The organism is Pseudomonas sp. TE3552 (assembly GCF_056278945.1).
The window spans coordinates 4,419,007-4,441,685 of the sequence record NZ_JBWBQJ010000001.1; the positions used below are offsets into that span (position 1 = coordinate 4,419,007).

Consider the following 22,679-nt stretch of genomic DNA (forward strand, 5'->3'; position numbering starts at 1 on the left):
AAGACCATGACCACTCTCACTACACCGGTAGCAGTCGATCAAAGCCTGCTGTACCCGTCCCCGTACAAAGAATTCTGGCATGCGTTTTCCAGGAACAAAGGCGCCGTCGCCGGCCTGATGTTCATGCTGCTGGTGATTTTCTGCGCGATCTTCGCCCCATGGGTCGCACCGCATAACCCGAGCGAACAGTACCGCGACTTCCTGCTGACCCCGCCCTCCTGGCTGGAAAGCGGGCATATCCAGTTCCTGCTGGGTACCGATGAACTCGGTCGTGACCTGCTGTCGCGTTTGATTCACGGCTCGCGCCTGTCCCTGCTGATCGGCTTGTCATCGGTGGTGATGTCGCTTATTCCAGGCATCCTGATGGGACTGTTCGCCGGGTTCTTCCCGCGCGTGCTCGGCCCGACCATCATGCGTCTGATGGACATCATGCTGGCCCTGCCGTCCCTGCTGCTGGCCGTGGCGATTGTCGCCATCCTCGGCCCTGGCCTGATCAACACCATTATTGCCATCGCCGTGGTTTCGTTGCCGTCCTATGTTCGTCTGACCCGTGCCGCGGTGATGGGCGAATTGAACCGCGACTACGTGACCGCCGCGCGCCTGGCCGGTGCCGGCCTGCCACGCCTGATGTTCATCACCGTGCTGCCCAACTGCATGGCGCCACTGATCGTTCAGGCCACCTTGAGCTTTTCTTCGGCCATTCTCGATGCCGCGGCACTGGGCTTCCTCGGCCTTGGCGTACAACCGCCAACGCCTGAGTGGGGCACCATGCTGGCTTCGGCTCGTGACTACATCGAACGTGCCTGGTGGGTGGTGAGCTTGCCTGGTTTGACCATTTTGCTCAGCGTGCTGGCAATCAACTTGATGGGCGACGGCCTGCGCGATGCGCTGGACCCGAAACTCAAGAACGCCGCCTGAGGAGATTCAAATGTCACTGTTAGAAATCAAGAATCTCAACGTTCGCTTCGGCGACGCCAACGCCGTTCCGGTGGTCGACGGCCTCGACATTTCCGTGGAAAAGGGCGAAGTGCTGGCCATCGTTGGCGAATCGGGTTCCGGCAAGTCCGTGACCATGATGGCGCTGATGGGCCTGATCGAGCATCCGGGGATCGTCACCGCCGACGCCCTGAATTTCGACGGCAAGAACATGCTCAAGCTTAGTAACCGTCAGCGTCGGCAAATCGTCGGCAAAGACCTGGCCATGGTCTTCCAGGACCCGATGACCGCGCTGAACCCGAGCTACACCGTCGGTTTCCAGATCGAAGAAGTGCTGCGCCTGCATCTGAAAATGTCCCGCAAGGACGCCCGCAAGCGTGCCATCGAACTGCTGGAAAAAGTGGAAATCCCGGGCGCCGCCAGCCGTATGGACGCCTATCCGCATCAACTCTCCGGCGGCATGAGCCAGCGTGTTGCAATCGCCATGGCGATTGCCGGCGAACCGAAACTGCTGATCGCCGACGAACCGACCACAGCGCTGGACGTAACGATTCAGGCGCAGATCATGGACCTGCTGCTGGCCCTGCAAAAAGAGCAGAACATGGGCCTGGTGCTGATCACCCACGACCTCGCGGTCGTCGCCGAAACCGCCCAGCGCGTGTGCGTGATGTACGCCGGCCAAGCAGTTGAAGTCGGTCAGGTGCCACAACTGTTCGACATCCCGGCACACCCATACAGCGAAGCACTGCTCAAGGCGATTCCGGAACACAGCCTGGGCGCCGCGCGCCTGTCGACATTGCCGGGCATCGTCCCCGGTCGTTACGACCGTCCGCAAGGCTGCCTGCTGTCGCCGCGCTGCCCGTACGTGCAGGACAACTGCCGCACCCAGCGTCCAGCCCTTGACCCGAAAAGCCACAGCCTCGCCCGCTGCTTCTACCCGCTGAATCAGGAGGTGGCGTAATGGCCGTCGTACTTACCGCCCGCAACCTGACTCGTCACTACGAAGTGTCCCGTGGCCTGTTCAAGGGTCACGCGACCGTGCGCGCCCTTAACGGTGTGTCGTTCGAACTGGAGGCCGGCAAGACGCTCGCTGTCGTGGGTGAGTCCGGCTGCGGCAAATCCACCCTGGCCCGCGCCCTGACGCTGATCGAAGAACCGTCCTCCGGTTCCTTGAAAATCGCCGGGCAGGAAGTCGCCGGCGCCGACAAGGCCCAGCGCAAGCAACTGCGCAAAGACGTGCAGATGGTGTTCCAGAGCCCTTACGCATCGCTGAACCCACGGCAGAAGATCGGTGATCAGCTTGCAGAGCCATTACTGATCAACACCAACCTGAGCGCCTCGGAACGTCGCGAGAAAGTCCAGGCCATGATGAAACAGGTGGGCTTGCGGCCTGAGCATTACCAGCGCTACCCGCACATGTTCTCCGGCGGTCAGCGCCAGCGGATTGCCCTGGCCCGCGCGATGATGCTGCAACCCAAAGTGCTGGTGGCGGACGAACCGACCTCGGCGCTGGACGTGTCGATTCAGGCGCAGGTACTCAACCTGTTCATGGATTTGCAGCAAGAGTTCAACACCGCCTACGTGTTCATCTCCCACAACCTGGCGGTGGTGCGCCACGTCGCCGATCACGTGATGGTGATGTACCTCGGCCGTCCGGTGGAAATGGGCCCGAAAGAGGACATCTACACCCGTCCTCTGCACCCGTACACCCAGGCGCTGTTGTCGGCGACCCCGACCATCCACCCGGATCCGGACAAGCCGAAAATCAAGATCGTCGGCGAACTGCCGAACCCGCTGAACCCGCCGTCCGGCTGCGCCTTCCACAAGCGCTGCCCGTACGCGACCGAGCGCTGCACCACAGAAGAACCGCTTCTGCGCCTGGTCGACACCCGTCAGGTGGCTTGTCACTACGCCGAGCAATTCCTCGACGGTGCGGCATAAAAAAACGCGCCTCGGATATCGGGGCGCGTTTTCACTGAGTTGACCAGACCCCTTCCGCCAGATTGCGCATCAGTCCGGCAGGAGGGGTTTTTTAATCCGTCAATTACGTTTGTTTGTCTTCCTCTTCCTCATCCTCATCGGTGTCTGGGTCGTCATCGTCTGATTCGGTCGCAGCGATCATCAGCTCGCTGTGCACGCCTTGCCCGTTCAAGGCCTGTTTTTCATGGTCCTCACATTCTGCCCACGCCACCGTCGACGTGCCGAGGGACAGCATCATCAAAACCTTAAGCAACAACACAATGCGTTGAAAAATGCTCATAGCCGATTCCATCCTTTCATAGACGCTGCATGGGTGCCTGACGGCGGGTAGCCCGATTGCCGTGACGCTGAATGAAATCCAGGTCCGATCAGCCGGACTCTCCAGATAGGACGCCACTGATTGCAGGTAAATGCTATGGCTGGACAGATCAGTTTTTAATAAGGGTTATATCTAAAACAGGATCAAGTATCTGCCGCCGGACGCACCTGTACTGTCGGACGAACATAGTAGTTGTCGAATTCGCTACTTTCGACGAACTGAAAGCCATGACGAATATAGAAGCGATTTGACGCGCTCTCTTTGAGAGCACCAACCCGCAATGGCAATGCGGATGCATCCGCCTCCATGAAGACTTGGCGAAGGACAGCCGAACCGATGCCCCGCCCTTGAGCACTCGGCTTGATGTACAAGTGATCAAGCAATAACCCATCGATGAGCGGTTTGACTACGACGAAACCAACCTGCTCGCCGCACACCTCGATGTAACGTGTGAGCGCGGGAGAAAAACCATCGCGAAAGCGCTCTCGTGCACGCATGGGATCGAAGCGACCAATACGCTCAAGGCTTTCACGCATGGCCTCAATCCGTATGGCAACAAGCGCTTCGAAGTCACTGGATTGAGTCTCGACAAGAGTGACCAACGGGTTATGCGTGGTGGGAAACGACATCCTGTGTACTCCATCTTCCATTCTGGGCGAGTCCCTGCAAATAGTCACATCAACGACGCTTAGCCTACGACTCAAAACCTATTCTGTCTCACTGTACGTTACTGGGAGGGCTGCAGAGTCGCGCATCATCCAAGCCTGCCAAGAGACCGTCCAACCTGCTACGCCTAGCACACCACATGTATCGAACTACAGCCAATGGCTCGCTGCAATCTGCAATTGTTGTCGCACATTGCTTCTTGGCCCGGTGCGGCTCGCCGCCCAGACAATAAAAAGCCCCGAGGCTCGCGCATCGGGGCTTTGGGGTTTGCAACTCAGCGCTTAGTGATGCTCACGCGTCGCACGGAATTTCACGTCCGGCCAGCGTTCTTCCATCAGTGCCAGGTTGACCCGGGTCGGAGCCAGGTAGGTCAGGTGACCACCGCCGTCGAGGGCGAGGTTTTCCACGGCCTTGTTGGTGAATTCCTCAAGCTTCTTCTTGTCGCCGGACTCGATCCAGCGCGCGGAATAAACGGTGATCGGCTCGTACGAGCACTCGACCTTGTATTCCTCTTTCAAGCGGCTGGCGACCACATCGAACTGCAGCACGCCGACGGCGCCGAGGATGATGTCGTTGCTGCGCTCGGGGAAGAACACCTGGGTAGCGCCTTCTTCGGCCAGTTGCTGCAAGCCCTGGCGCAGTTGCTTGGATTTCAGCGGATCACGCAGGCGCACGCGGCGGAACAGTTCCGGGGCGAAGTGCGGGATGCCGGTGAAGCCCAGGGTTTCGCCTTCGGTGAAAGTGTCGCCGATCTGGATGGTGCCGTGGTTGTGCAGGCCGATGATGTCGCCGGCAAACGCTTCTTCCAGTTGCTCACGCTCGGAAGAGAAGAACGTCAGCGCGTCGCCGATCCGTACGTCCTTGCCGGTACGCACGTGGCGCATCTTCATGCCTTTTTCGTACTTGCCGGAGCAAATGCGCATGAAGGCGATACGGTCGCGGTGTTTCGGGTCCATGTTCGCCTGGATCTTGAACACGAAACCACTGAACTTCTCTTCCACCGGTTCCACGGTGCGCTCGTTGGCGACACGGGCCAGCGGTTTCGGCGCCCAGTCGACCACAGCGTCGAGCACGTGATCGACACCGAAGTTGCCCAGCGCGGTACCGAAGAATACCGGGGTCAGTTGGCCGTCGAGGAACTCTTGCTGGTTGAACTCGTGGCAAGCGCCCTGCACCAACTCCAGCTGCTCGATGAAACGCTCGTACTCGTCACCCAAGTGCGCACGGGCTTCGTCGGAGTCGAGCTTCTCGATGATTTTGGTTTCGGTGCGCTCGTGACCGTGGCCGGCGGTGTAGACGATGATGTAGTCGTCGGCGAGGTGATAAACACCCTTGAAATCGCGGTAGCAACCGATAGGCCAGGTGATCGGCGCAGCCTTGATCTTCAGGACCGCTTCGATTTCGTCGAGCAATTCGATCGGGTCGCGAATGTCACGGTCGAGTTTGTTGATGAAGCTGACGATCGGTGTGTCACGCAGACGGCAGACGTCCATCAGCGCAATGGTCCGAGGCTCTACACCCTTACCGCCGTCGAGGACCATCAAGGCCGAGTCCACCGCCGTCAGGGTGCGGTAGGTATCTTCGGAGAAGTCTTCGTGGCCCGGGGTGTCGAGCAGGTTGACCATATGGTCGCGATATGGGAACTGCATGACCGACGTGGTAATGGAAATACCCCGTTGTTTTTCCATTTCCATCCAGTCGGAGGTGGCATGGCGGTCGGACTTGCGAGACTTCACCGTGCCGGCTACCGCAATCGCCTTGCCCATCAGCAAGAGCTTCTCGGTGATAGTGGTCTTACCGGCATCGGGGTGGGAAATAATGGCGAAAGTGCGGCGTTTCGCGACTTCGGCGGCCTGTTTGGTCATGGGAAATCGCCTGGCAGGTGATTCAAAAAAGGGCGGCGAGTATAGCTTAAAAAGTGATCTACGGACCACCGTTCACCCGTGTAGCAGCAGCCTCGCAGGCTCGGCAGCTGCTACAGGGGCAAACCGGGATGCGGGGTGGCTAAATGCTGTTAATTATGGAACCTTTTAAAAGGTGGAGGCGTCCACTCCCCTGTTACGGCACTCGTACCAGGGGCTGAAAAATCAGCAAGTTAGCCTGACGAGGCTGCGCTTATGGCTCTATCTCATGCGGTTTCATCAGCATGAAGAGCTGCTTCTCGCGAACGTTATTTTCCCGGCAGCCAGGCATGGCATTGCCACTCGGGACTGCGTTTGCCGACAAAGAAAAAAGGAGTCCGCCTGTGGCTATTCGCTATGGCAAAGGGCTGACAGGAGGTGCGGTTGTCGTCGCCCTTCTGGCCCTGCTGGTCCACTGGATTGGCATCAACACGATCGAACAGTACCGCGACGATTTGTTGTTTTACCTGCAAGCTCATCTGATTCTCGTCCTCGTTTCCATGCTGGCCGCCCTTGTAGTGGGCATACCCGCCGGTATCTTCCTCAGCCGCCCGACCATGGTTGGACGCGCCGAACGCTTCATGCAGATCTTCAACATCGGCAATACCGTGCCGCCTCTCGCCGTACTGGCCATCGCCCTGGGTATCCTCGGCATCGGCAGCGGCCCTGCGATTTTCGCCTTGTTCCTCGCCTCACTGTTGCCGATTGTGCGCAACACCTACGAAGGGCTGAAAAACGTCCAGGGTTCGCTCAAGGAAGCGGCCGTCGGCATCGGCATGACACCGACTCAGGTGCTGTGGCGGGTCGAACTGCCGAACGCCGTGCCGATCATCATCGGTGGTGTGCGCGTGGCGCTGGCGATCAACGTCGGTACGGCACCGCTGGCGTTCCTGATTGGCGCCAACAGCCTGGGCAGCCTGATTTTCCCCGGCATCGCCCTGAACAATCAGCCGCAACTGCTGCTCGGCGCGGCGTGCACCGCCCTGCTGGCCTTGCTGCTCGACGGTCTGGTGACACTCGCCAGCCGCCTCTGGCTCGAACGCGGCCTGCGCCCGTCTTAAGCCTCGGCAAAGGAATATTCATGAAGACATTAAGCTTTTTAATAGGCTGCGTTCTGCTGCTCGCAGGATTTGCCCAAGCCGCTGAAAAACCGGTGATCCGCATCGGCGCCCGGGTGTTCACTGAACAAACCCTGCTGGCGGAAATCACTTCCCAATACCTGCGCGCCAAGGGTTACGACACCCAGGTGACCGGCGGCCTGGGCAGTAACCTGGCCCGCAGCGCCCACGAAAGTGGTCAGCTGGATCTGATGTGGGAATACACTGGCGTGTCGCTGGTGGCTTACAACCACGTCACCGACAAGCTCGATAGCGCTCAGTCCTACGCCCGGGTGAAAGAACTCGACGTGAAAAAAGGCCTGGTCTGGCTTACCCCGTCGAAATTCAGCAATACCTACGCCCTGGCCCTGCCGGAAAACACCGCGAAGGCTTACCCGCAGATCAGCACCATCAGCGAACTGAACACGGTGATGCAGGCCGAGGCGAAGACCAATCACCTCGTCGCCCTGGACACCGAGTTTGCTAACCGCTCCGACGGTCTCGATGGCATGGTTGATCTCTATGGCATGAACCTGACGCGCAACAACATCCGCCAGATGGATGCCGGGTTGGTCTACACCGCCCTGCGCAATGGCCAGGTGTTTGCCGGTCTGGTCTACACCACTGACGGTCGTTTGAACGCCTTCAAGCTGAAGCTGCTGGAAGACGACAAGCACTACTTCCCGGACTACACCGCCGCGCCGGTGGTGCGTCAGGTTTACCTCGACGCCCACCCGAAACTCGCCGAAGAGCTCAAGCCGCTGGCCGAACTGTTCGACGACGCCACCATGCGTCAGCTCAATGCGCGGGTCGATGTCGATCACGAAAGTCCTTCATCCGTTGCTGCAGATTTCCTGCGCCAGCACCCCATCAACTGAGGAGGAAAAGCCATGGAATTCTTGAACGCCTTTTCCCATCTCGATTGGCCGCAGGTTTTGCACCTGACCTGGCAGCACATCACCCTGGTTGGCATCGCCGTGACCCTGGCGATTCTGGTCGGCGTGCCACTGGGCATCCTGATGACCCGCTTCCCGACACTGGCCGGCCCGTTGCAAGCCAGCGCCACAGTGTTGTTGACCGTGCCATCGATTGCACTGTTTGGCCTGCTGCTGCCGTTCTATTCGAAATTCGGCCAGGGCCTCGGCCCGATGCCGGCGATCACCGCAGTATTTCTGTACTCGTTGCTACCGATCATGCGTAACACCTATTTGGCCCTGACCGGCGTGGAACCTGGCATTCGCGAAGCAGCGCGTGGCATCGGCATGACCTTCGGCCAGCGCCTGCGCATGGTCGAATTGCCGATTGCGGTGCCAGTGATCCTCGCCGGTGTGCGCACCGCCGTGGTCATGAACATTGGTGTGATGACCATCGCCGCGACCATCGGTGCCGGTGGCCTCGGTGTACTCATTCTCGCTTCCATCAGCCGCAGCGACATGTCGATGCTGATCGTCGGCGCCGTGCTGGTCAGTCTTCTGGCCATTTTCGCCGACCTGCTTCTGCAATGGCTGCAACGCACGCTGACTCCAAAAGGACTGCTCAAATGATCGAACTTCAAAATCTGACCAAGACTTTTCAAAGCAACGGCAAGACTGTTTCCGCCGTCAACGACATAAGCCTGACCGTCAACGAAGGCGAGATTTGCGTATTCCTCGGCCCGTCGGGTTGCGGCAAAAGCACCACGCTGAAGATGATCAACCGCCTGATCAAGCCGACCTCCGGCAAGATCCTGATCAACGGCGAAGACACCACTGACCTCGACGCCGTGACCCTGCGCCGCAACATCGGTTATGTGATCCAGCAGATCGGTCTGTTCCCGAACATGACCATCGAGGAAAACATCACCATCGTTCCGCGCCTGCTCGGCTGGGACAAGCAGAAATGCCACGACCGTGCCCGCGAGTTGATGAGCATGATCAAGCTGGAACCCAAGCAGTACCTGAGTCGCTACCCGCGTGAATTGTCCGGTGGCCAGCAGCAGCGGATCGGCGTGATTCGCGCGCTGGCGGCGGATGCGCCGCTGTTGTTGATGGACGAACCGTTCGGCGCGGTCGACCCGATCAACCGCGAGATGATTCAGAACGAGTTCTTCGAGATGCAACGGGCGCTGAACAAGACCGTGATCATGGTCAGCCACGACATCGACGAAGCGATCAAGCTCGGCGACAAGATCGCGATTTTCCGTGCCGGGAAACTGCTGCAAATCGACCATCCAGACACGCTTCTCGCGCACCCGGCGGACGACTTTGTCAGCAACTTCGTCGGCCAGGACAGCACCCTCAAGCGTCTGCTGCTGGTGAAAGCCGAAGACGCGGCGGACAACGCGCCCTCGGTGAGCCCGGGAACGCCGGTGGCCGAAGCGCTGGAATTGATGGACGAACTGGACCGTCGCTACGTGGTGGTGACCTGTGCCGACAACAAAGCCTTGGGCTACGTGCGCCGTCGCGACCTGCACCGCCAGACCGGCACTTGCGCGCAATACCTGCGTGAGTTCAACGCCACCGCGGCGTACGACGAACATCTGCGCATCCTGCTGTCGCGCATGTACGAGTTCAACCGCTCGTGGCTACCGGTGATGGACGCCGAGCGGGTATTCCTGGGTGAGGTGACTCAGGAATCGATTGCCGAATATTTGAGCTCTGGTAAGTCTCGAGGGGGCAAGACCAGCATTGTTTCGCCTGCCGAGACTGCTGTCGCCTGATCTGACGTCTTCGCGGGCAAGCCTCGCTCCTACAGGTTCTCCGCCGTACCTGTGGGAGCGCGGCCAAGTTGTTCAATCAGGAGGAGATCGCCTGATCGGCGGGAATGAACTGGAAGATCGCATCAGCAGTCGTCGTTTGCGGAAACGTTATACGGATCATCGGGATCCAGATGCCGGTTTGCGTCTTGAAGTCTCGCTGGTCATATTGCGCCCCCGCCTTACCGGCATCGTTGATATAGAAAACCGCCTCGACCGGGAGGGTTTTACCCATATTCTGACCCCATTTGGCCATGCGGAATTCGTTCTGCGTATTGAAAGCAAAAGTGCCACCCATCCCCTGTGCTTTAATCGCTTCATTGAAGGCAGTGGTTGCCCCCTGGTCTAAAGCGTCGCGAACGTCAAATCCGCACAATTTGCCATACTTGGACGGATGGCTATTGTAATGAGTCATGTATTGAGCTGCGGTGTTAATGCCTTGAGACTGACAGGGCCTTCCGGAAGGAACGCCGGGAACTTGTCCGCACCCCTGTTGTTCTCGACTGTTTGTTGCCCCATCCACCGGAAAGAAACAGAGTATTTCCGGATCCATCTTATCGACAGGAGCAAAAAATATCGGATAAAAAATAAAGCCATTGTTGTAGCCAAACACCAGTTTGTTAAACTTGGCATCCGCCCGCAGATAGGAAAACGAAACCCCGGTAGCTGCGGGATTCGGGTTCCAGAAGTGAAATTGGGTGGAGTGTTGGGTGGCACGTAACAGCACGCCCGAACACAGGAAGGCCGGTGCAGAAGGGTTATTGCCGCACATGTTCGCCTTATTGCGGTAACGTTCCGTGAGGTATTGCGCGGTCACCGGGCCGGATGCCGCGGTACCGACCGCGGAAGACTCGATAACTTGCTCATCGGAACCCTGCACCTTGACCGGTGCAACTTCTTGTGTCGCACAGCCAGCCAACACCAATGCCATCAACCAGACAATTATTCTATTCATCTTCATGCACTCCCTGCGACTAATATTCAAGGTAGAAACAAACACACAGCACCACAGCGACAGCTGTCCATTTTGATGGCGTGCCCGAAAGAGCCCACAGATAAAATAAAAGTGTTGTTACCTTAATAAGATCGCAGCCATCCCACACCTGCTAGAAATAACAGTAATGATGCCTTGGCCATAATTGTTCGAGATTAAAACCCACCACTTATAACCACTCGTCGATCACTGCACCCCGACGAAAAATGAAGGATCAGGGGAACATCAACCTGTCATGTGGGTCGGTTACATCAGAGGCTGAGCGGGACCGCACGACGGAAGCGTGCAAAAACGCGACATTTTTTGTTGATCTCGAGCTCCCCACGCCCTAAAGTTCGCGCCGAACGTCCATGCTGGAAACGATCCATCCGGCTCAAGTACTGACGACGAGACAGCAAGGCCAAGGGAAGCACCGCCTCCCATGGCCTTTTTGCTTTCGGCGACATGCCTTGGGAAGTAGGCGAACCAAAGTGGGGATACGGAGGGCGTTCATTTGCACCCATTGATTAATCTAGTTTGCCAGTAGGAGTTCCCAGCATGTCGATCAACGTCGAAGACTATTTCGCGCGCGAAACCTTCCAGAAAATGAAGGCCTTCGCCGACAAACAAGAAACCCCGTTCGTGGTGATCGACACCGCGATGATCGCCCAGGCCTATGACGACCTGCGTGCCGGTTTCGAATTTGCCAAGGTCTACTACGCGGTCAAGGCCAACCCGGCCGTGGAAATCATCGACCTGCTCAAAGAGAAAGGCTCGAGCTTCGACATCGCCTCGATCTATGAGCTGGACAAAGTGCTGAGCCGTGGCGTCAGCGCCGACCAGATCAGCTACGGTAACACCATCAAGAAATCCAAAGATATTCGCTATTTCTACGACAAGGGCGTGCGCCTGTACGCCACCGACTCCGAAGCCGACCTGCGCAACATCGCCAAGGCAGCTCCGGGCTCGAAAGTCTACGTGCGCATCCTGACCGAAGGCTCGACCACCGCCGACTGGCCTTTGTCGCGCAAATTCGGCTGCCAGACCGACATGGCCATGGACCTGCTGATCCTCGCCCGTGACCTGGGCCTGGTGCCGTACGGCATCTCGTTCCACGTCGGCTCGCAACAGCGCGACATCAGCGTCTGGGACGCGGCGATCGCCAAGGTCAAAGTGATCTTCGAACGCCTGAAAGAAGAAGACGGCATTCATCTGAAGCTGATCAACATGGGTGGTGGCTTCCCGGCCAACTACATCACCCGCACCAACAGCCTGGAAACCTACGCTGAAGAAATCATCCGTTTCCTCAAGGAAGACTTCGGTGACGACCTGCCGGAAATCATTCTGGAACCGGGCCGTTCGTTGATTGCCAACGCCGGCATCCTGGTCAGCGAAGTTGTCTTGGTCGCACGTAAATCCCGTACCGCCGTAGAGCGATGGGTGTACACGGATGTGGGCAAATTCTCTGGCCTGATCGAAACCATGGACGAAGCGATCAAGTTCCCGATCTGGACCGAGAAGAAAGGCGAGATGGAAGAAGTAGTGATCGCCGGCCCAACCTGCGACAGCGCCGACATCATGTACGAGAACTACAAGTACGGTTTGCCGCTGAACCTGGCAATTGGTGATCGTTTGTACTGGCTGTCGACTGGTGCGTACACCACCAGTTACAGCGCAGTTGAATTCAATGGCTTTCCGCCGTTGAAGTCGTTCTACGTGTAAGCGCTACACGCAGAAATCAAAAAGCCCATGACGTGTCATGGGCTTTTTTGTGTCTGATGTTCCAAGCTGTCGAGGTAGTTGCTATCGGTCTTCTCACACCCCCCCTGATACACCCCCCGTTCATCGCTCATCTGAACGAAGCGTTGATGATAGAGGGTCGCCATTTCCCGAATTTGCGGATTCACTGCGCTCAACAGTGCCTTGCTCGCCACCCGCAAGAAATTCAGATTCCCGCCATCCAGTGCCTTGTGCAGCCAACCCAGCGCCTCGTCGATCTTGCCTTCATCCGCCAGAACGGCGGCATAACTGAACTGCCCACGAAAATCCCCGCCGAACGCCGAGCGTCGATACCAGTCACGGGCAGCCTGCGGATCCGCCAAGCAAACCCTGCCCTCTTCCAGATAACGCCCCAGCAGGTTCATCGACTTCGCGTGGCCCAATTCAGCTGCCTGCCGATACAGACTCAGCGCTTGCAACTGATCTTCGATCACTCCCCGGCCAGTGGCTAACAGATTGGCGTAGTTGTACATCGCCCAATCCAGTCCGGCTTCGGCGGCGACACGATAATGCCGCGCGGCAACCGAAGCATCGGCGGCACACCCCCAACCGTGTTCATGGCAACGACCGAGCATGTTGCGCGCCATCAAATGCCCACGTTGAGAAGCGATATCGAACCAGCGCAGCGCCAATGGTTGATCCTGCTCAATACCCCGCCCATCGAGCAGAATCTGCCCCAGCAATGCCTGAGCATCGAGAACGCCCTCACGAGCGGCGCTCAGAATCGCCTGAGCCGCCCGCGCCGGGCTTTCGTCGAGCATGGCTTTGAGGCGATCGCCGTCGAGGACTTCCTCGCGGCGCAAACGAAAGTCCGTCACTTACACCTCAACCCAGCGCCGCAACAGGTTGTGATAGGTGCCGGTCAGGCGAATCAGCGAGGGATGGTCGGGCATATCTTGTGTCAGCTGCTGAATCGCCCCGTCCATCTCGAACAACAAGGCGCGCTGGCTGTCATCGCGGACCAGGCTTTGGGTCCAGAAAAATGATGCATAGCGCGCGCCACGCGTAACGGCGTTGACCTTGTGCAGGCTGGTGCCGGGATACAGGACCATGTCGCCGGCCGGCAGCTTCACGCGCTGAGTGCCGAAGGTGTCCTGGATTTCCAGTTCGCCGCCGTCGTAGTCGTCCGGCTCACTGAAGAACAGCGTCGCCGACAAATCGGTGCGCACCCGCTCGATGCTGCCCTTGGGCTGACGCACGGCATTGTCGATGTGGAAGTCGAAACTGCCACCGGCCGTGTAACAGTTGAGCAACGGAGGGAAAACCTTGTGCGGTAACGCCGCTGACATGAACTGCGGATTTTTCCACAACCGTTCGAGCATCGCGGCACCGATCTCCTTGGCCAACGGATGCCCTTCCGGCAGCTGCAGGTTGTGCTTGGCCTTGGCCGACTGGTAACCGGCGGTGATTTTGCCATCGGCCCAATCCGCCTGCGCCAGGGCCTCGCGAATGCGCTGCACTTCTTCTTTCGCGAACACGCCGGGAATGTGCAGCAACATGGAAAGGCACCTGCAGGCAAAGGGGCGCTAATGGTATTGATTCTTATTGCCAATGTAAAACCCGAGAGACGAATGAAACCGCAAAAACCGTAAAGGCAAATTGTAAAGAATGTAAATTTGTCGCTAATAGTAATATTTCGCAATTGATACAAATACGTATTTACTCTACATTCCGCGGCCTCAAATCCTTGGGGAGGGGAATTCACATGTCACGCCAACAACCACAATCAACGGTCAGTTCACCACGCTTGCTCGCGTCTGCAATTGGCGTGGCGATCACCGCCGGCTCTGCAGGCCACATGGTTTTCGCGGCCGAGAAGAACGACGAAAAAGCACCCGCCAATGCGATTTCCCTGGACGCAACCAGCGTTGTCGGCGAGCAGGATGACACCTCCTACAAGACCGATACCTCGGCCTCCAAGAAGTACACCGCGCCACTGCGCGAGACGCCGAAAAGCGTCACCGTGATTCCGCAACAAGTGATTCGCGACACTGGCGCCACCAGCCTGGTCGACGCCCTGCGCACCACTCCGGGCATCACCTTCGGTGCTGGCGAGGGCGGCAATCCGGCCGGCGATCGTCCGATCATTCGCGGCTTCAACGCCGAAAGCGACACGTTCGTCGACGGCATGCGCGACCCGGCTTCCCAGAGCCGTGAGATTTTCAACGTTGAATCGATCGAAGTCAGCAAGGGCCCGGGGTCAGCCTTCACCGGCGCTGGTTCCACCGGTGGCAGCCTGAACCTGGTGAGCAAGACTGCCAAACTGGGAAATGCTTATAACGGCGGCTTCACCTGGGGCTCGGACCAGACCAAGCGCACCACCCTCGATCTGAACCAGCAAATGACCGACACCTCGGCCTTTCGTCTGAACCTGATGAAGCACGAAGCCAACGTCGCCGGACGTGACACCGTGGACGTCAGTCGCTGGGGCGTAGCGCCGTCCTTCGCCTTCGGCCTGGGCACCGACACACGCCTGACCGTCGGCTACTACCACGTCGAAACCGACGAGATGCCCGACTACGGCATCCCGTTGACCCTGAGCCCCAACCGCAGCAAGTACAACGTCGACAAGCCGGCCAACGTTAACCGCGACAACTTCTACGGCCTCACCAGTCGCGATTACCGCCAGACCACCAATGACAGCGGCACCATCAAGATCGAACACGATCTGAATGAAAACCTGACCCTGTCGAACAGTTTCCGCATGTCCCGTTCGACCCTGGACTACATCGTCACCAACCCGGACGACAGCAAGGGCAACGTGGTCAATGGCAGCGCTTACCGTGGCGCGAAGAGCCGCAACTCGACGTCCAGCGGCTGGGTCAACCAGACCGACCTGAGTGCAAAATTCAACACTGGCGCCATCGAGCACAGCCTGGTGACGGGTCTCGAGTTCTCCTATCAAGACACCCACAACCGCCCGTACATCCTGACCTCGACCGCCAGCGGCACCCGCTGCAACCGCGCACTGTTCAACTCCGGCGATTGCACCAGCCTGTACAACCCGACGCCTGGGGATAACTGGAACGGCACGATCAGCGACAGCAAAGCATTCACCGATACCGACACCAAGACCGCTGCGGTCTATGCCTTCGACACTTTGAAGTTCAACGAGCAGTGGTCCCTGAACCTGGGCCTGCGTTATGACAACTACCAGGTCGCCTCCAGCGGCTTCGCCAACGCTAGCAGCACAGCTCCAGCGGGCAGCTTCTCCCGCGAGAACACCAGCGACCTGGTGAACTACCAGATCGGCGTGGTCTACAACCCGCTGCCTAACGGCAGCATCTACGCGGCCTACTCCACCTCCAGCAACCCGGCCGGCGAAACCAGCGGTAATGGTGGCCTGGAACTGGCGGCGAACAACAGCACGCTGGACCCGGAAAAAAACCGCAACTACGAAATCGGCACCAAGTGGGACTTCTTCGGTGACGATCTGTCGCTGACCGCCGCGCTGTTCCGCACCGAGAAAACCAACGCGCGCATCAACGATCCGGACGGTGGCGCCACACAAGTGCTGGACGGTGAACAGCAGGTCAACGGCCTGGAACTGAGCTACTCCGGCAAGCTGACCCGTAACTGGAGAGTCTTCGGCGGCTACACCTACATGGACAGCGAAGTGGTCAAAACCACCCTCGCCGCCGATGAAGGCAACCACATGCCAAGCACCCCACGGAACAACTTCACGTTCTGGTCGACCTACGACCTGGTACCGGACAAGTTGACCGTCGGTGCCGGTGCAACCTTCGTCGATTCGCAGTTCGGCAACGTCGCCAACTCGGTGGAGATCCCGTCCTACTGGCGTTATGACGCGATGGCCAGCTATCGCCTGACCAAGAACGTCGACCTGCAACTCAACGTGCAGAACCTGACCGACAAGCGCTACTTCGACCAGATCCTCCAGAACCACTACGCCCACGTAGCCGCGGGCCGTACTGCCCTGCTGAGTGCCAACTTCCACTTCTGATAACGCAAGCGTGAAGGCCAAAGCGCTTAGGCCAAAGCCCCGTTCATCCAAGTGAACGGGGCTTTTGTGTGTAAAAAAGAATGCTTCTCGACAACTCACGGCATAATGCGCGCCGTGATGATGACTTTGAACGAACAAGGCGAGTGACGTGTTGAAGAAAACCCTGTTCCAGTTGCACTGGTTTTTCGGTATCAGTGCCGGGCTGGTCCTGGCCCTTATGGGCATTACCGGGGCGACAGTATCGTTTCAGGATGAAATCCTGCGGGCGCTGAATCCCTCTGTTCTGCATGTCGAGAAACAGATCGCCGGCGTGCTTCCACCGGCCGAACTGGTGGAGAAAATCGAAGGCGCCTCGGGCAAGACCGTCTCGATGCTCTGGGTCGAGACCGACAGCGGCAATGCCGCGCGGGTGATCTTCACGGCGCCACCCGGTGAACGTCGCGGGCCGATGCGCTACTTCGACCCGTACACCGGCGAGTTCATGGGCGACGTCACGGGCCAGGACTTCTTTGGCCTGATGCTGCAACTGCACCGAGTGCTGGCCATGGGCGATATCGGCCGGCAGATCACCGGCGCCTGCACGCTGATTCTGGTGTTTTTCTGCCTGTCCGGCCTGTACCTGCGCTGGCCGCGCCAGTGGAAAAGCTGGCGCGCCTGGCTGACCCTCGACTGGAAGAAAAAAGGTCGCAGCTTCAATTGGGACCTGCACTCGGTGGCCGGTACCTGGTGCCTGTTGGTATATCTGCTGTTGGCGCTGACCGGGTTGTCCTGGTCATACGAGTGGTACAACAAAGGTCTGACCAAGCTGCTTTCCGACTCGCCACAAAACGAGCGGGTGCGCAGTGGTCGCGGCCCCGCGCCAAGCGGGCCGGCGCCCACCGCCGATTACACTGCCATGTGGAGCAGCATCTACAGCGCCGCCGGCCCTGGTCTTTCGTCCTACAACGTGCGTATGCCGCCAGTGGCCGGGCAACCGGCAACCGTGTTCTACCTGCTGAAGAATTCACCTCATGACCGCGCACTGAACCAGATCACCCTCGATCCGGCGAACGGCATCGTCAGCCGTCATGATCGCTATAGCGACAAGAGCCTCAAGGCGCAGCTGCTGACCAGCATCTATGCGCTGCACGTCGGCAGTTATTTCGGGATGATCGGGCGGATTATCCTGACAATCGCCGCGCTGACCATGCCACTTTTTTTCATCACTGGCTGGTTGCTGTACCTGGATCGTCGACGCAAGAAACGTCAGATCAAGGATGCCCGCAAAGGCCTCGCGCAACCGGACGGCGATACACCGGCATGGTTGATCGGCTTCGCCAGCCAGAGCGGGTTTGCCGAGCAGCTCGCCTGGCAGACCGCCGGGCAATTGCAGGCCGCCGGGCTGCCCGTCAAGGTTCAACCGCTGGCCGATGTCAGCGAACAGGACCTGCGCGGTTCCAGCAACGCCCTGTTCGTGGTCAGCACCTTCGGCGACGGTGAAGCACCGGACAGCGCCCGCGGTTTCGAACGCAAAGTGCTGGGGCGTGCGCCGAGCCTCGAAAGCCTGAACTATGCCGTGCTCGGCCTCGGTGACCGCCAGTATCAACATTTCTGCGGCTTCGCCCGTCGTTTGCACACGTGGCTGGGCGAGCACGGTGGCAAGACCTTGTTCGCCCCGGTGGAAGTCGACAGCGGTGATCCTTACGCACTGCGCCACTGGCAGCAACAACTTGGCCTGCTGACCGGACAAGCGCCGGTGGATACCTGGCAAGCGCCCAGCTACGACAACTGGACCCTGAGCCGTCGCGAATTGATGAACCCGGACAGCAGCGGTGCGCCCGTGTACCTGCTGGGCCTCAGCGCGCCCACCACCAGCAGCTGGCTGGCCGGTGATCTGGTGGAAGTGCTGCCGCGCAATTGCCCCTGGGCCATCGAGCACTTCCTCGACGGCCTGGGGATTGACGGTCGGGCCATGGTTGAGCTCGATGGCCTGTCGCAAACGCTGGAACAAGCCCTGGCCGGCCGCCAACTGCCCGAGAACCGCGCGCATCTGGTCGGCCTGCATGCGCAAGCGCTGGTGGACGCGTTGGTGCCGTTGGCCATGCGTGAATACTCCATCGCCTCGATCGCCGCCGACGGCGTGCTGGAATTGATCGTGCGTCAGGAATTGCATGCCGACGGCAGCCTGGGCGTCGGTTCCGGCTGGCTGACCGAACACGCTCCCGTGGGTAGCAGCATCAGCCTGCGAGTACGACGCAACAGAGGTTTCCATCTACCGAACGAACCGGTGCCGATGATCCTGCTGGGCAACGGCACTGGGCTGGCCGGGTTACGCAGTTTGCTCAAGGCACGGATTGCCGACGGGCAGCAGCGCCACTGGCTGCTGTTTGGCGAGCGTCATCGTGAGCACGATTACCTGTGCCGCGCAGAACTGGAAGAGTGGTTGATCAACGGTGATCTGGCGCGACTGGACCTGGCGTTCTCGCGAGATCAGGCCGAGAAGTTCTATGTGCAGGATCGCCTGCGCGAGTCTGCCGGCGAGCTGAAAAAGTGGCTGGCCGATGGCGCCGTGATTTACATCTGCGGCAGTTTGCAGGGGATGGCTTCAGGCGTGGATCAAGTGCTCAACGAAGTGCTCGGTGCGGATGAAGTCGAGCGCTTGATCGAACAAGGCCGCTACCGCCGCGACGTCTACTGACACCCTTGATCCCCTGTGGGAGAGACCTGTGGCGAGGGGCTTGCCCCCGTTGGGCTGCGAAGCGGCCCCAAAATCTCTGATGTACCAAAGATTTTGTGAGTGCTATGCACTCAAACGGGGGCAAGCCCCCTCGCCACGGGGCGCTCCCACATTGATCGAGTATCGGCTTACTTCTTCTCAAACCGGCTGCAACGTGCGCTCAAACACCCCCACCCCATCCAGATCCCGCAACACCACACTCAGCTCCCCCGTCTGCCCATCGATATTCACCTCGCCAAAAAACTGAAACCCGGCAAACGGCGAGGTGTTTTGCGCCTGTGGTGCTTTCTCGAATACCACTTCAGGCCCGAAGGTTTTATCCAGTGGATTAGGCCCGAAGCTTCCCGCATTCAGCGGCCCGGCGACAAACTCCCAGAACGGTTCGAAATCCTGAAATGCCGCACGATCCGGGTGGTAATGATGCGCCGCGCAATAATGCACATCGGCCGTCAGAAACACGAAATTGCGCACCTGCTGCGCCCGCAAAAATCCAAGCAATTCGGCGATTTCCAGCTCACGGCCCTGCGCCGGGCCGGGGTCACCGTTAGCCACCGCCTCCCAACGCGCCACACCAGGGCTGACTTCTCCATCGGGTACGCCGAGGCCAATAGGCATATCGGCGGCGATGACTTTCCATTGGGCCTGGGAACCCTTCAATTCACGCTTGAGCCAGTCCAATTGTTCTCGACCGAGAAACGGCTTGGCGGCACCCAGGTTATCGTCGTTAGCACCGCGATAACTACGCATGTCGAGCACGAACACATCCAGCAGCGGCCCATAACTCAGCTTGCGATAAATCCGCCCGACGCCATCGGCACTCTGCAAACGCATCGGCGCGTATTCCAGCCAGGCCTGGCGCGCGCGGCCTACCAGGCTGTGGATATCTTTGCTTTTATAACGCTCATCCAGTTGTTTGCCCGGCGACCAGTTGTTCACCACTTCGTGGTCGTCCCACTGCCAGATTTGCGGGACCTCGGCATTGAAGCGACGGATGTTTTCGTCCATCAGGTTGTAACGGTAATTGCCGCGATAATCGTCGAGGGTTTCGGCGACTTTGCTCTTGGCTTCGCTGGTGATGTTGCGCCACACCCGGCCACTTTCGGTGGTCAGTTGCGCCGGCACCGGGCCGTCGGCGTAGATGGTGTCGCCGCTGTGGATAAAAAAGTCCGGCAGGCGCAGACGCATGGCTTCGTAGATGCGCATGCCGCCGATATCCGGGTTGATGCCGAAGCCCTGGCCGACCGTGTCACCACTCCAGACGAACCGAATATCCCGCCGGGCGGTTGGCACACTGCGCAGATGACCGAACCAGGGTTCACTGGCGACACCGCTCTGGGCGTCTTCGAAAGTCACGCGGTAGAAAATCGCCTGATCGGCGGGCAGGCCAGTGAGTTCGACCCGGGCGGTGAAGTCGGTGCGGGCATCGGCCAATGGCGAGACGAATCGACGAGGATTACTGAACAGGCTGCGCGTGTCCCATTCCACCACCATCCGCGCCGCACGGTCGCTACGGCTCCAGACCATCGCCCGGTCGCCCAACAGGTCGCCGGACTGCACGCCATCGGTGAGTTGCGGCCGATCCTTGACCGAAGCAATTACCGCCGGCGCCAGGCCGGGCAGCAACAGCCCGGCCCCGACAGCTTGTATGACACGACGGCGGCCGAGGTCGAATTCGCTCATGGTGTTCTCCCTGAAAAAGGAAAACTAAAACATGGCCGCATGAAACCGGTATGACAAACAGAAGCGTCCGAATGCCAATCCACTCTCCTGTAGGAGCGAGGCTTGCACGCGAAGGCGTCGTTTCAGGCGGCTCAGATGTTGAGGCCTCTTGCGCCTACGCGGGCAAGCCTCGCTCCTACCTATAAGGTCAGGCGCTGGCCGGTTCCAGCGCCAGTTCCACCGTTTCCGGCCGCTTGAGCAACGCATACGCCACCGCCGTCAGCAGACTCCCGGCAACGATCGCCAGCAGATACAACAGCGCATGGTTGATCGCATTCGGAATCAGCATCACGAACAAACCGCCGTGGGGCGCCATGAGTTTGCAGCCGAAGTACATCGACAACGCGCCGGTCAGTGCGCCGCCGGCGATGCTCGCCGGAATAACCCGTAGCGGGTCTTTCGCCGCAAACGGAATCGCCCCTTCGGAGATAAAGCACAGCCCCAACACCAGCGCCGCTTTACCGGCCTCGCGTTCAGTCTGGGCGAACTTGCGTCGGGCGATGAACGTGGCAATGCCCAGGCCAATCGGCGGCACCATGCCGGCGGCCATGGTCGCGGCCATCGGTGCATAACTTTGCGACGCCAGCAGCCCCACCGAAAACGCATAAGCCGCCTTGTTGATCGGCCCGCCGAGGTCGACGCACATCATGCCGCCCAGCAGCACACCCAGCAGAATGGCGTTGGTGGTGCCCATGCTGTCGAGGAAGTGCGTGAGTCCCGCGAGCATCCCGGCCACCGGTTTGCCGACCACGTAGATCATCACCAGACCGGTGAACAGGCTCGCCAGCAACGGGATGATCAGGATCGGTTTCAGCGCCTCGAGGCTCTGCGGCAAACGGGCGTAACGGTTAATCGCCTGGGCCGCATAGCCGGCGATGAAACCGGCAATGATCCCGCCGATGAAACCGGCGCCCAGGGTGCTCGCCAGCAAACCACCGATCATCCCCGGCGCCAGGCCCGGGCGGTCGGCGATCGAGTAGGCGATGTACCCCGCCAGCAGCGGCACCATCAACTTGAACGCGGTCTCGCCACCGATCTGCATCAGTGCGGCGGCGAGCGTGCCTTGCTCCTTGAACGCGGTGATGCCGAACACGAAGGACAAGGCGATCATCAGACCGCCCGCTACCACCATCGGCAACATGAACGACACACCGGTCAGCAGGTGTTTGTAGATGCCGGTCTTCTCTTGCTTGGCCGGGCCTTTGGCGCCGGTCGAAGCGCTTTCCTGCTTGCCTTCGGCCAGGGCTTTGTTCAGCGTCGCTTCGGCCTGTTTCAGCGCAATGCCGGTGCCGCAACGGTAGATTTTCTTGCCAGCGAAACGCTCAGTGGCGACTTCGATGTCTGCCGCCAGCAGCACCACGTCGGCATCGGCAATCGCCTCTGCGCTGAGTGGATTGCGCGCGCCGACCGAGCCCTGGGTTTCTACCTGCAGGTCATAGCCCAAACGCTTGGCCGCTTGCTGCAAGGCTTCGGCGGCCATGAAGGTGTGGGCGACGCCGGTCGGGCACGCGGTGATGGCCACCAGGCGCGGAGCACTTTTAACGGCGGCAGCAGGCTCGGCGGCGACTTCGGGCGCGACATAAACCTCGGCCTCTTCCACCCCACGCCGCAGCACCGCTTCGACATCTTGCAGGGCCTGGGCCGGGGTGCTCTGGAACACCCGTTTACCGACGAACCGCGACATATCCACAGGTGCACTGGTGACCAGCAACACCCACTCGGCGGCCTCGATAGTCGCGGCCGACAGTTGGCGTTCCGGATGGGCCGCGTCAACGACTTCGACACTGGTGCTCCAGCCCTGACGCTGGGCCGCTGCATCGAGCAGACGTGCGCACAGCACACTGGTGACCATACCGTTCGGGCAGGCCGTAACAATGGCTAACTTCATGACAACC

General features: G+C 59.4%; 18 protein-coding genes. 10 read left to right on the forward strand and 8 right to left on the reverse strand.

What is annotated here, in order from left to right; all coding sequences use genetic code 11:
• Positions 1 to 6 precede the first annotated feature (6 nt).
• Genes ACZ9BB_RS20020 through ACZ9BB_RS20030 form a run of 3 tightly spaced genes read left to right on the forward strand, consistent with a single transcriptional unit; the run spans position 7 to position 2,877 of the window.
• Complete coding sequence (locus ACZ9BB_RS20020) at positions 7 to 918, forward strand: ABC transporter permease subunit (protein WP_476215614.1); 912 nt, start codon at positions 7 to 9, stop codon at positions 916 to 918.
• A gap of 10 nt (positions 919 to 928) precedes the next feature.
• Positions 929 to 1,897 carry an ABC transporter ATP-binding protein gene (locus ACZ9BB_RS20025; protein ID WP_476215615.1) on the forward strand — a complete coding sequence of 323 codons (969 nt, stop codon included), beginning with the start codon at positions 929 to 931 and terminating at the stop codon, positions 1,895 to 1,897.
• Positions 1,897 to 2,877: a peptide ABC transporter ATP-binding protein gene (locus ACZ9BB_RS20030; RefSeq protein ID WP_008009640.1), complete on the forward strand. Its 981-nt coding sequence runs from the start codon at positions 1,897 to 1,899 to the stop codon at positions 2,875 to 2,877. Before ACZ9BB_RS20025 ends, ACZ9BB_RS20030 begins: the two co-directional genes overlap by 1 nt.
• Before the next feature lie 103 nt (positions 2,878 to 2,980).
• Here ACZ9BB_RS20030 and ACZ9BB_RS20035 read toward each other — a convergent pair whose 3' ends face one another.
• The 3 genes from ACZ9BB_RS20035 to ACZ9BB_RS20045 form a co-directional block, all read right to left on the reverse strand.
• The gene (locus ACZ9BB_RS20035; RefSeq protein ID WP_476215617.1) at positions 2,981 to 3,196 is read right to left on the reverse strand and encodes a hypothetical protein; all 216 of its coding nucleotides are present in this window, start codon (positions 3,194 to 3,196) and stop codon (positions 2,981 to 2,983) included.
• Positions 3,197 to 3,378: 182 nt separating this feature from the next.
• The gene (locus ACZ9BB_RS20040) at positions 3,379 to 3,864 is read right to left on the reverse strand and encodes a GNAT family N-acetyltransferase (RefSeq protein ID WP_476215619.1); all 486 of its coding nucleotides are present in this window, start codon (positions 3,862 to 3,864) and stop codon (positions 3,379 to 3,381) included.
• Positions 3,865 to 4,182: 318 nt separating this feature from the next.
• Complete coding sequence (locus ACZ9BB_RS20045) at positions 4,183 to 5,766, reverse strand: peptide chain release factor 3 (RefSeq protein WP_476215621.1); 1,584 nt, start codon at positions 5,764 to 5,766, stop codon at positions 4,183 to 4,185.
• A gap of 380 nt (positions 5,767 to 6,146) precedes the next feature.
• Here ACZ9BB_RS20045 and ACZ9BB_RS20050 point away from each other — a divergent pair, with 380 nt between their 5' ends.
• Genes ACZ9BB_RS20050 through ACZ9BB_RS20065 form a run of 4 tightly spaced genes read left to right on the forward strand, consistent with a single transcriptional unit; the run spans position 6,147 to position 9,597 of the window.
• On the forward strand, positions 6,147 to 6,863 hold the full coding sequence (locus ACZ9BB_RS20050; RefSeq protein ID WP_192417399.1) for an ABC transporter permease: 717 nt from the start codon (positions 6,147 to 6,149) through the stop codon (positions 6,861 to 6,863).
• Between the two features lie 20 nt (positions 6,864 to 6,883).
• On the forward strand, positions 6,884 to 7,777 hold the full coding sequence (locus tag ACZ9BB_RS20055; RefSeq protein ID WP_476215624.1) for a glycine betaine ABC transporter substrate-binding protein: 894 nt from the start codon (positions 6,884 to 6,886) through the stop codon (positions 7,775 to 7,777).
• Positions 7,778 to 7,789: 12 nt separating this feature from the next.
• On the forward strand, positions 7,790 to 8,443 hold the full coding sequence (locus tag ACZ9BB_RS20060; RefSeq protein WP_007900392.1) for an ABC transporter permease: 654 nt from the start codon (positions 7,790 to 7,792) through the stop codon (positions 8,441 to 8,443).
• Positions 8,440 to 9,597 (forward strand): osmoprotectant ABC transporter ATP-binding protein OsmV, encoded by a 1,158-nt coding sequence (locus ACZ9BB_RS20065; RefSeq protein WP_476215626.1) that lies wholly within the window; start codon positions 8,440 to 8,442, stop codon positions 9,595 to 9,597. Before ACZ9BB_RS20060 ends, ACZ9BB_RS20065 begins: the two co-directional genes overlap by 4 nt.
• 76 nt (positions 9,598 to 9,673) lie before the next feature.
• Here the strand turns inward: ACZ9BB_RS20065 and ACZ9BB_RS20070 are convergent, their stop codons facing one another.
• The gene (locus ACZ9BB_RS20070; protein ID WP_476215628.1) at positions 9,674 to 10,588 is read right to left on the reverse strand and encodes a putative periplasmic lipoprotein; all 915 of its coding nucleotides are present in this window, start codon (positions 10,586 to 10,588) and stop codon (positions 9,674 to 9,676) included.
• A 576-nt stretch (positions 10,589 to 11,164) separates the two neighbouring features.
• On the opposite strand from ACZ9BB_RS20070, the gene ACZ9BB_RS20075 reads away from it, so the two are divergent.
• Positions 11,165 to 12,328: a type III PLP-dependent enzyme gene (locus tag ACZ9BB_RS20075; RefSeq protein WP_018929507.1), complete on the forward strand. Its 1,164-nt coding sequence runs from the start codon at positions 11,165 to 11,167 to the stop codon at positions 12,326 to 12,328.
• A 35-nt stretch (positions 12,329 to 12,363) separates the two neighbouring features.
• Here ACZ9BB_RS20075 and ACZ9BB_RS20080 read toward each other — a convergent pair whose 3' ends face one another.
• Together ACZ9BB_RS20080 and ACZ9BB_RS20085 are read right to left on the reverse strand one after the other, a co-directional pair.
• Entirely contained in the window at positions 12,364 to 13,146 is a 783-nt protein-coding gene (locus ACZ9BB_RS20080; RefSeq protein WP_476218360.1) for a tetratricopeptide repeat protein, read from the reverse strand.
• 57 nt (positions 13,147 to 13,203) lie between these two features.
• Positions 13,204 to 13,884, reverse strand: coding sequence for a Fe2+-dependent dioxygenase (locus ACZ9BB_RS20085; protein WP_476215631.1), 681 nt, complete (start codon positions 13,882 to 13,884; stop codon positions 13,204 to 13,206).
• Positions 13,885 to 14,090: 206 nt separating this feature from the next.
• Between ACZ9BB_RS20085 and ACZ9BB_RS20090 the strand changes: the two genes are divergently transcribed.
• Positions 14,091 to 16,349, forward strand: a complete 2,259-nt coding sequence (locus ACZ9BB_RS20090; RefSeq protein WP_476215633.1) for a TonB-dependent receptor — start codon at positions 14,091 to 14,093, stop codon at positions 16,347 to 16,349.
• A 148-nt stretch (positions 16,350 to 16,497) separates the two neighbouring features.
• The gene (locus ACZ9BB_RS20095) at positions 16,498 to 19,026 is read left to right on the forward strand and encodes a PepSY domain-containing protein (RefSeq protein ID WP_476215635.1); all 2,529 of its coding nucleotides are present in this window, start codon (positions 16,498 to 16,500) and stop codon (positions 19,024 to 19,026) included.
• Positions 19,027 to 19,203: 177 nt separating this feature from the next.
• Here the strand turns inward: ACZ9BB_RS20095 and ACZ9BB_RS20100 are convergent, their stop codons facing one another.
• Together ACZ9BB_RS20100 and ACZ9BB_RS20105 are read right to left on the reverse strand one after the other, a co-directional pair.
• Entirely contained in the window at positions 19,204 to 20,745 is a 1,542-nt protein-coding gene (locus tag ACZ9BB_RS20100) for an alkaline phosphatase D family protein (RefSeq protein ID WP_476215637.1), read from the reverse strand.
• Between the two features lie 187 nt (positions 20,746 to 20,932).
• Positions 20,933 to 22,672: a PTS fructose-like transporter subunit IIB gene (locus ACZ9BB_RS20105; RefSeq protein WP_476215639.1), complete on the reverse strand. Its 1,740-nt coding sequence runs from the start codon at positions 22,670 to 22,672 to the stop codon at positions 20,933 to 20,935.
• Between the last annotated feature and the right edge of the window lie 7 nt (positions 22,673 to 22,679).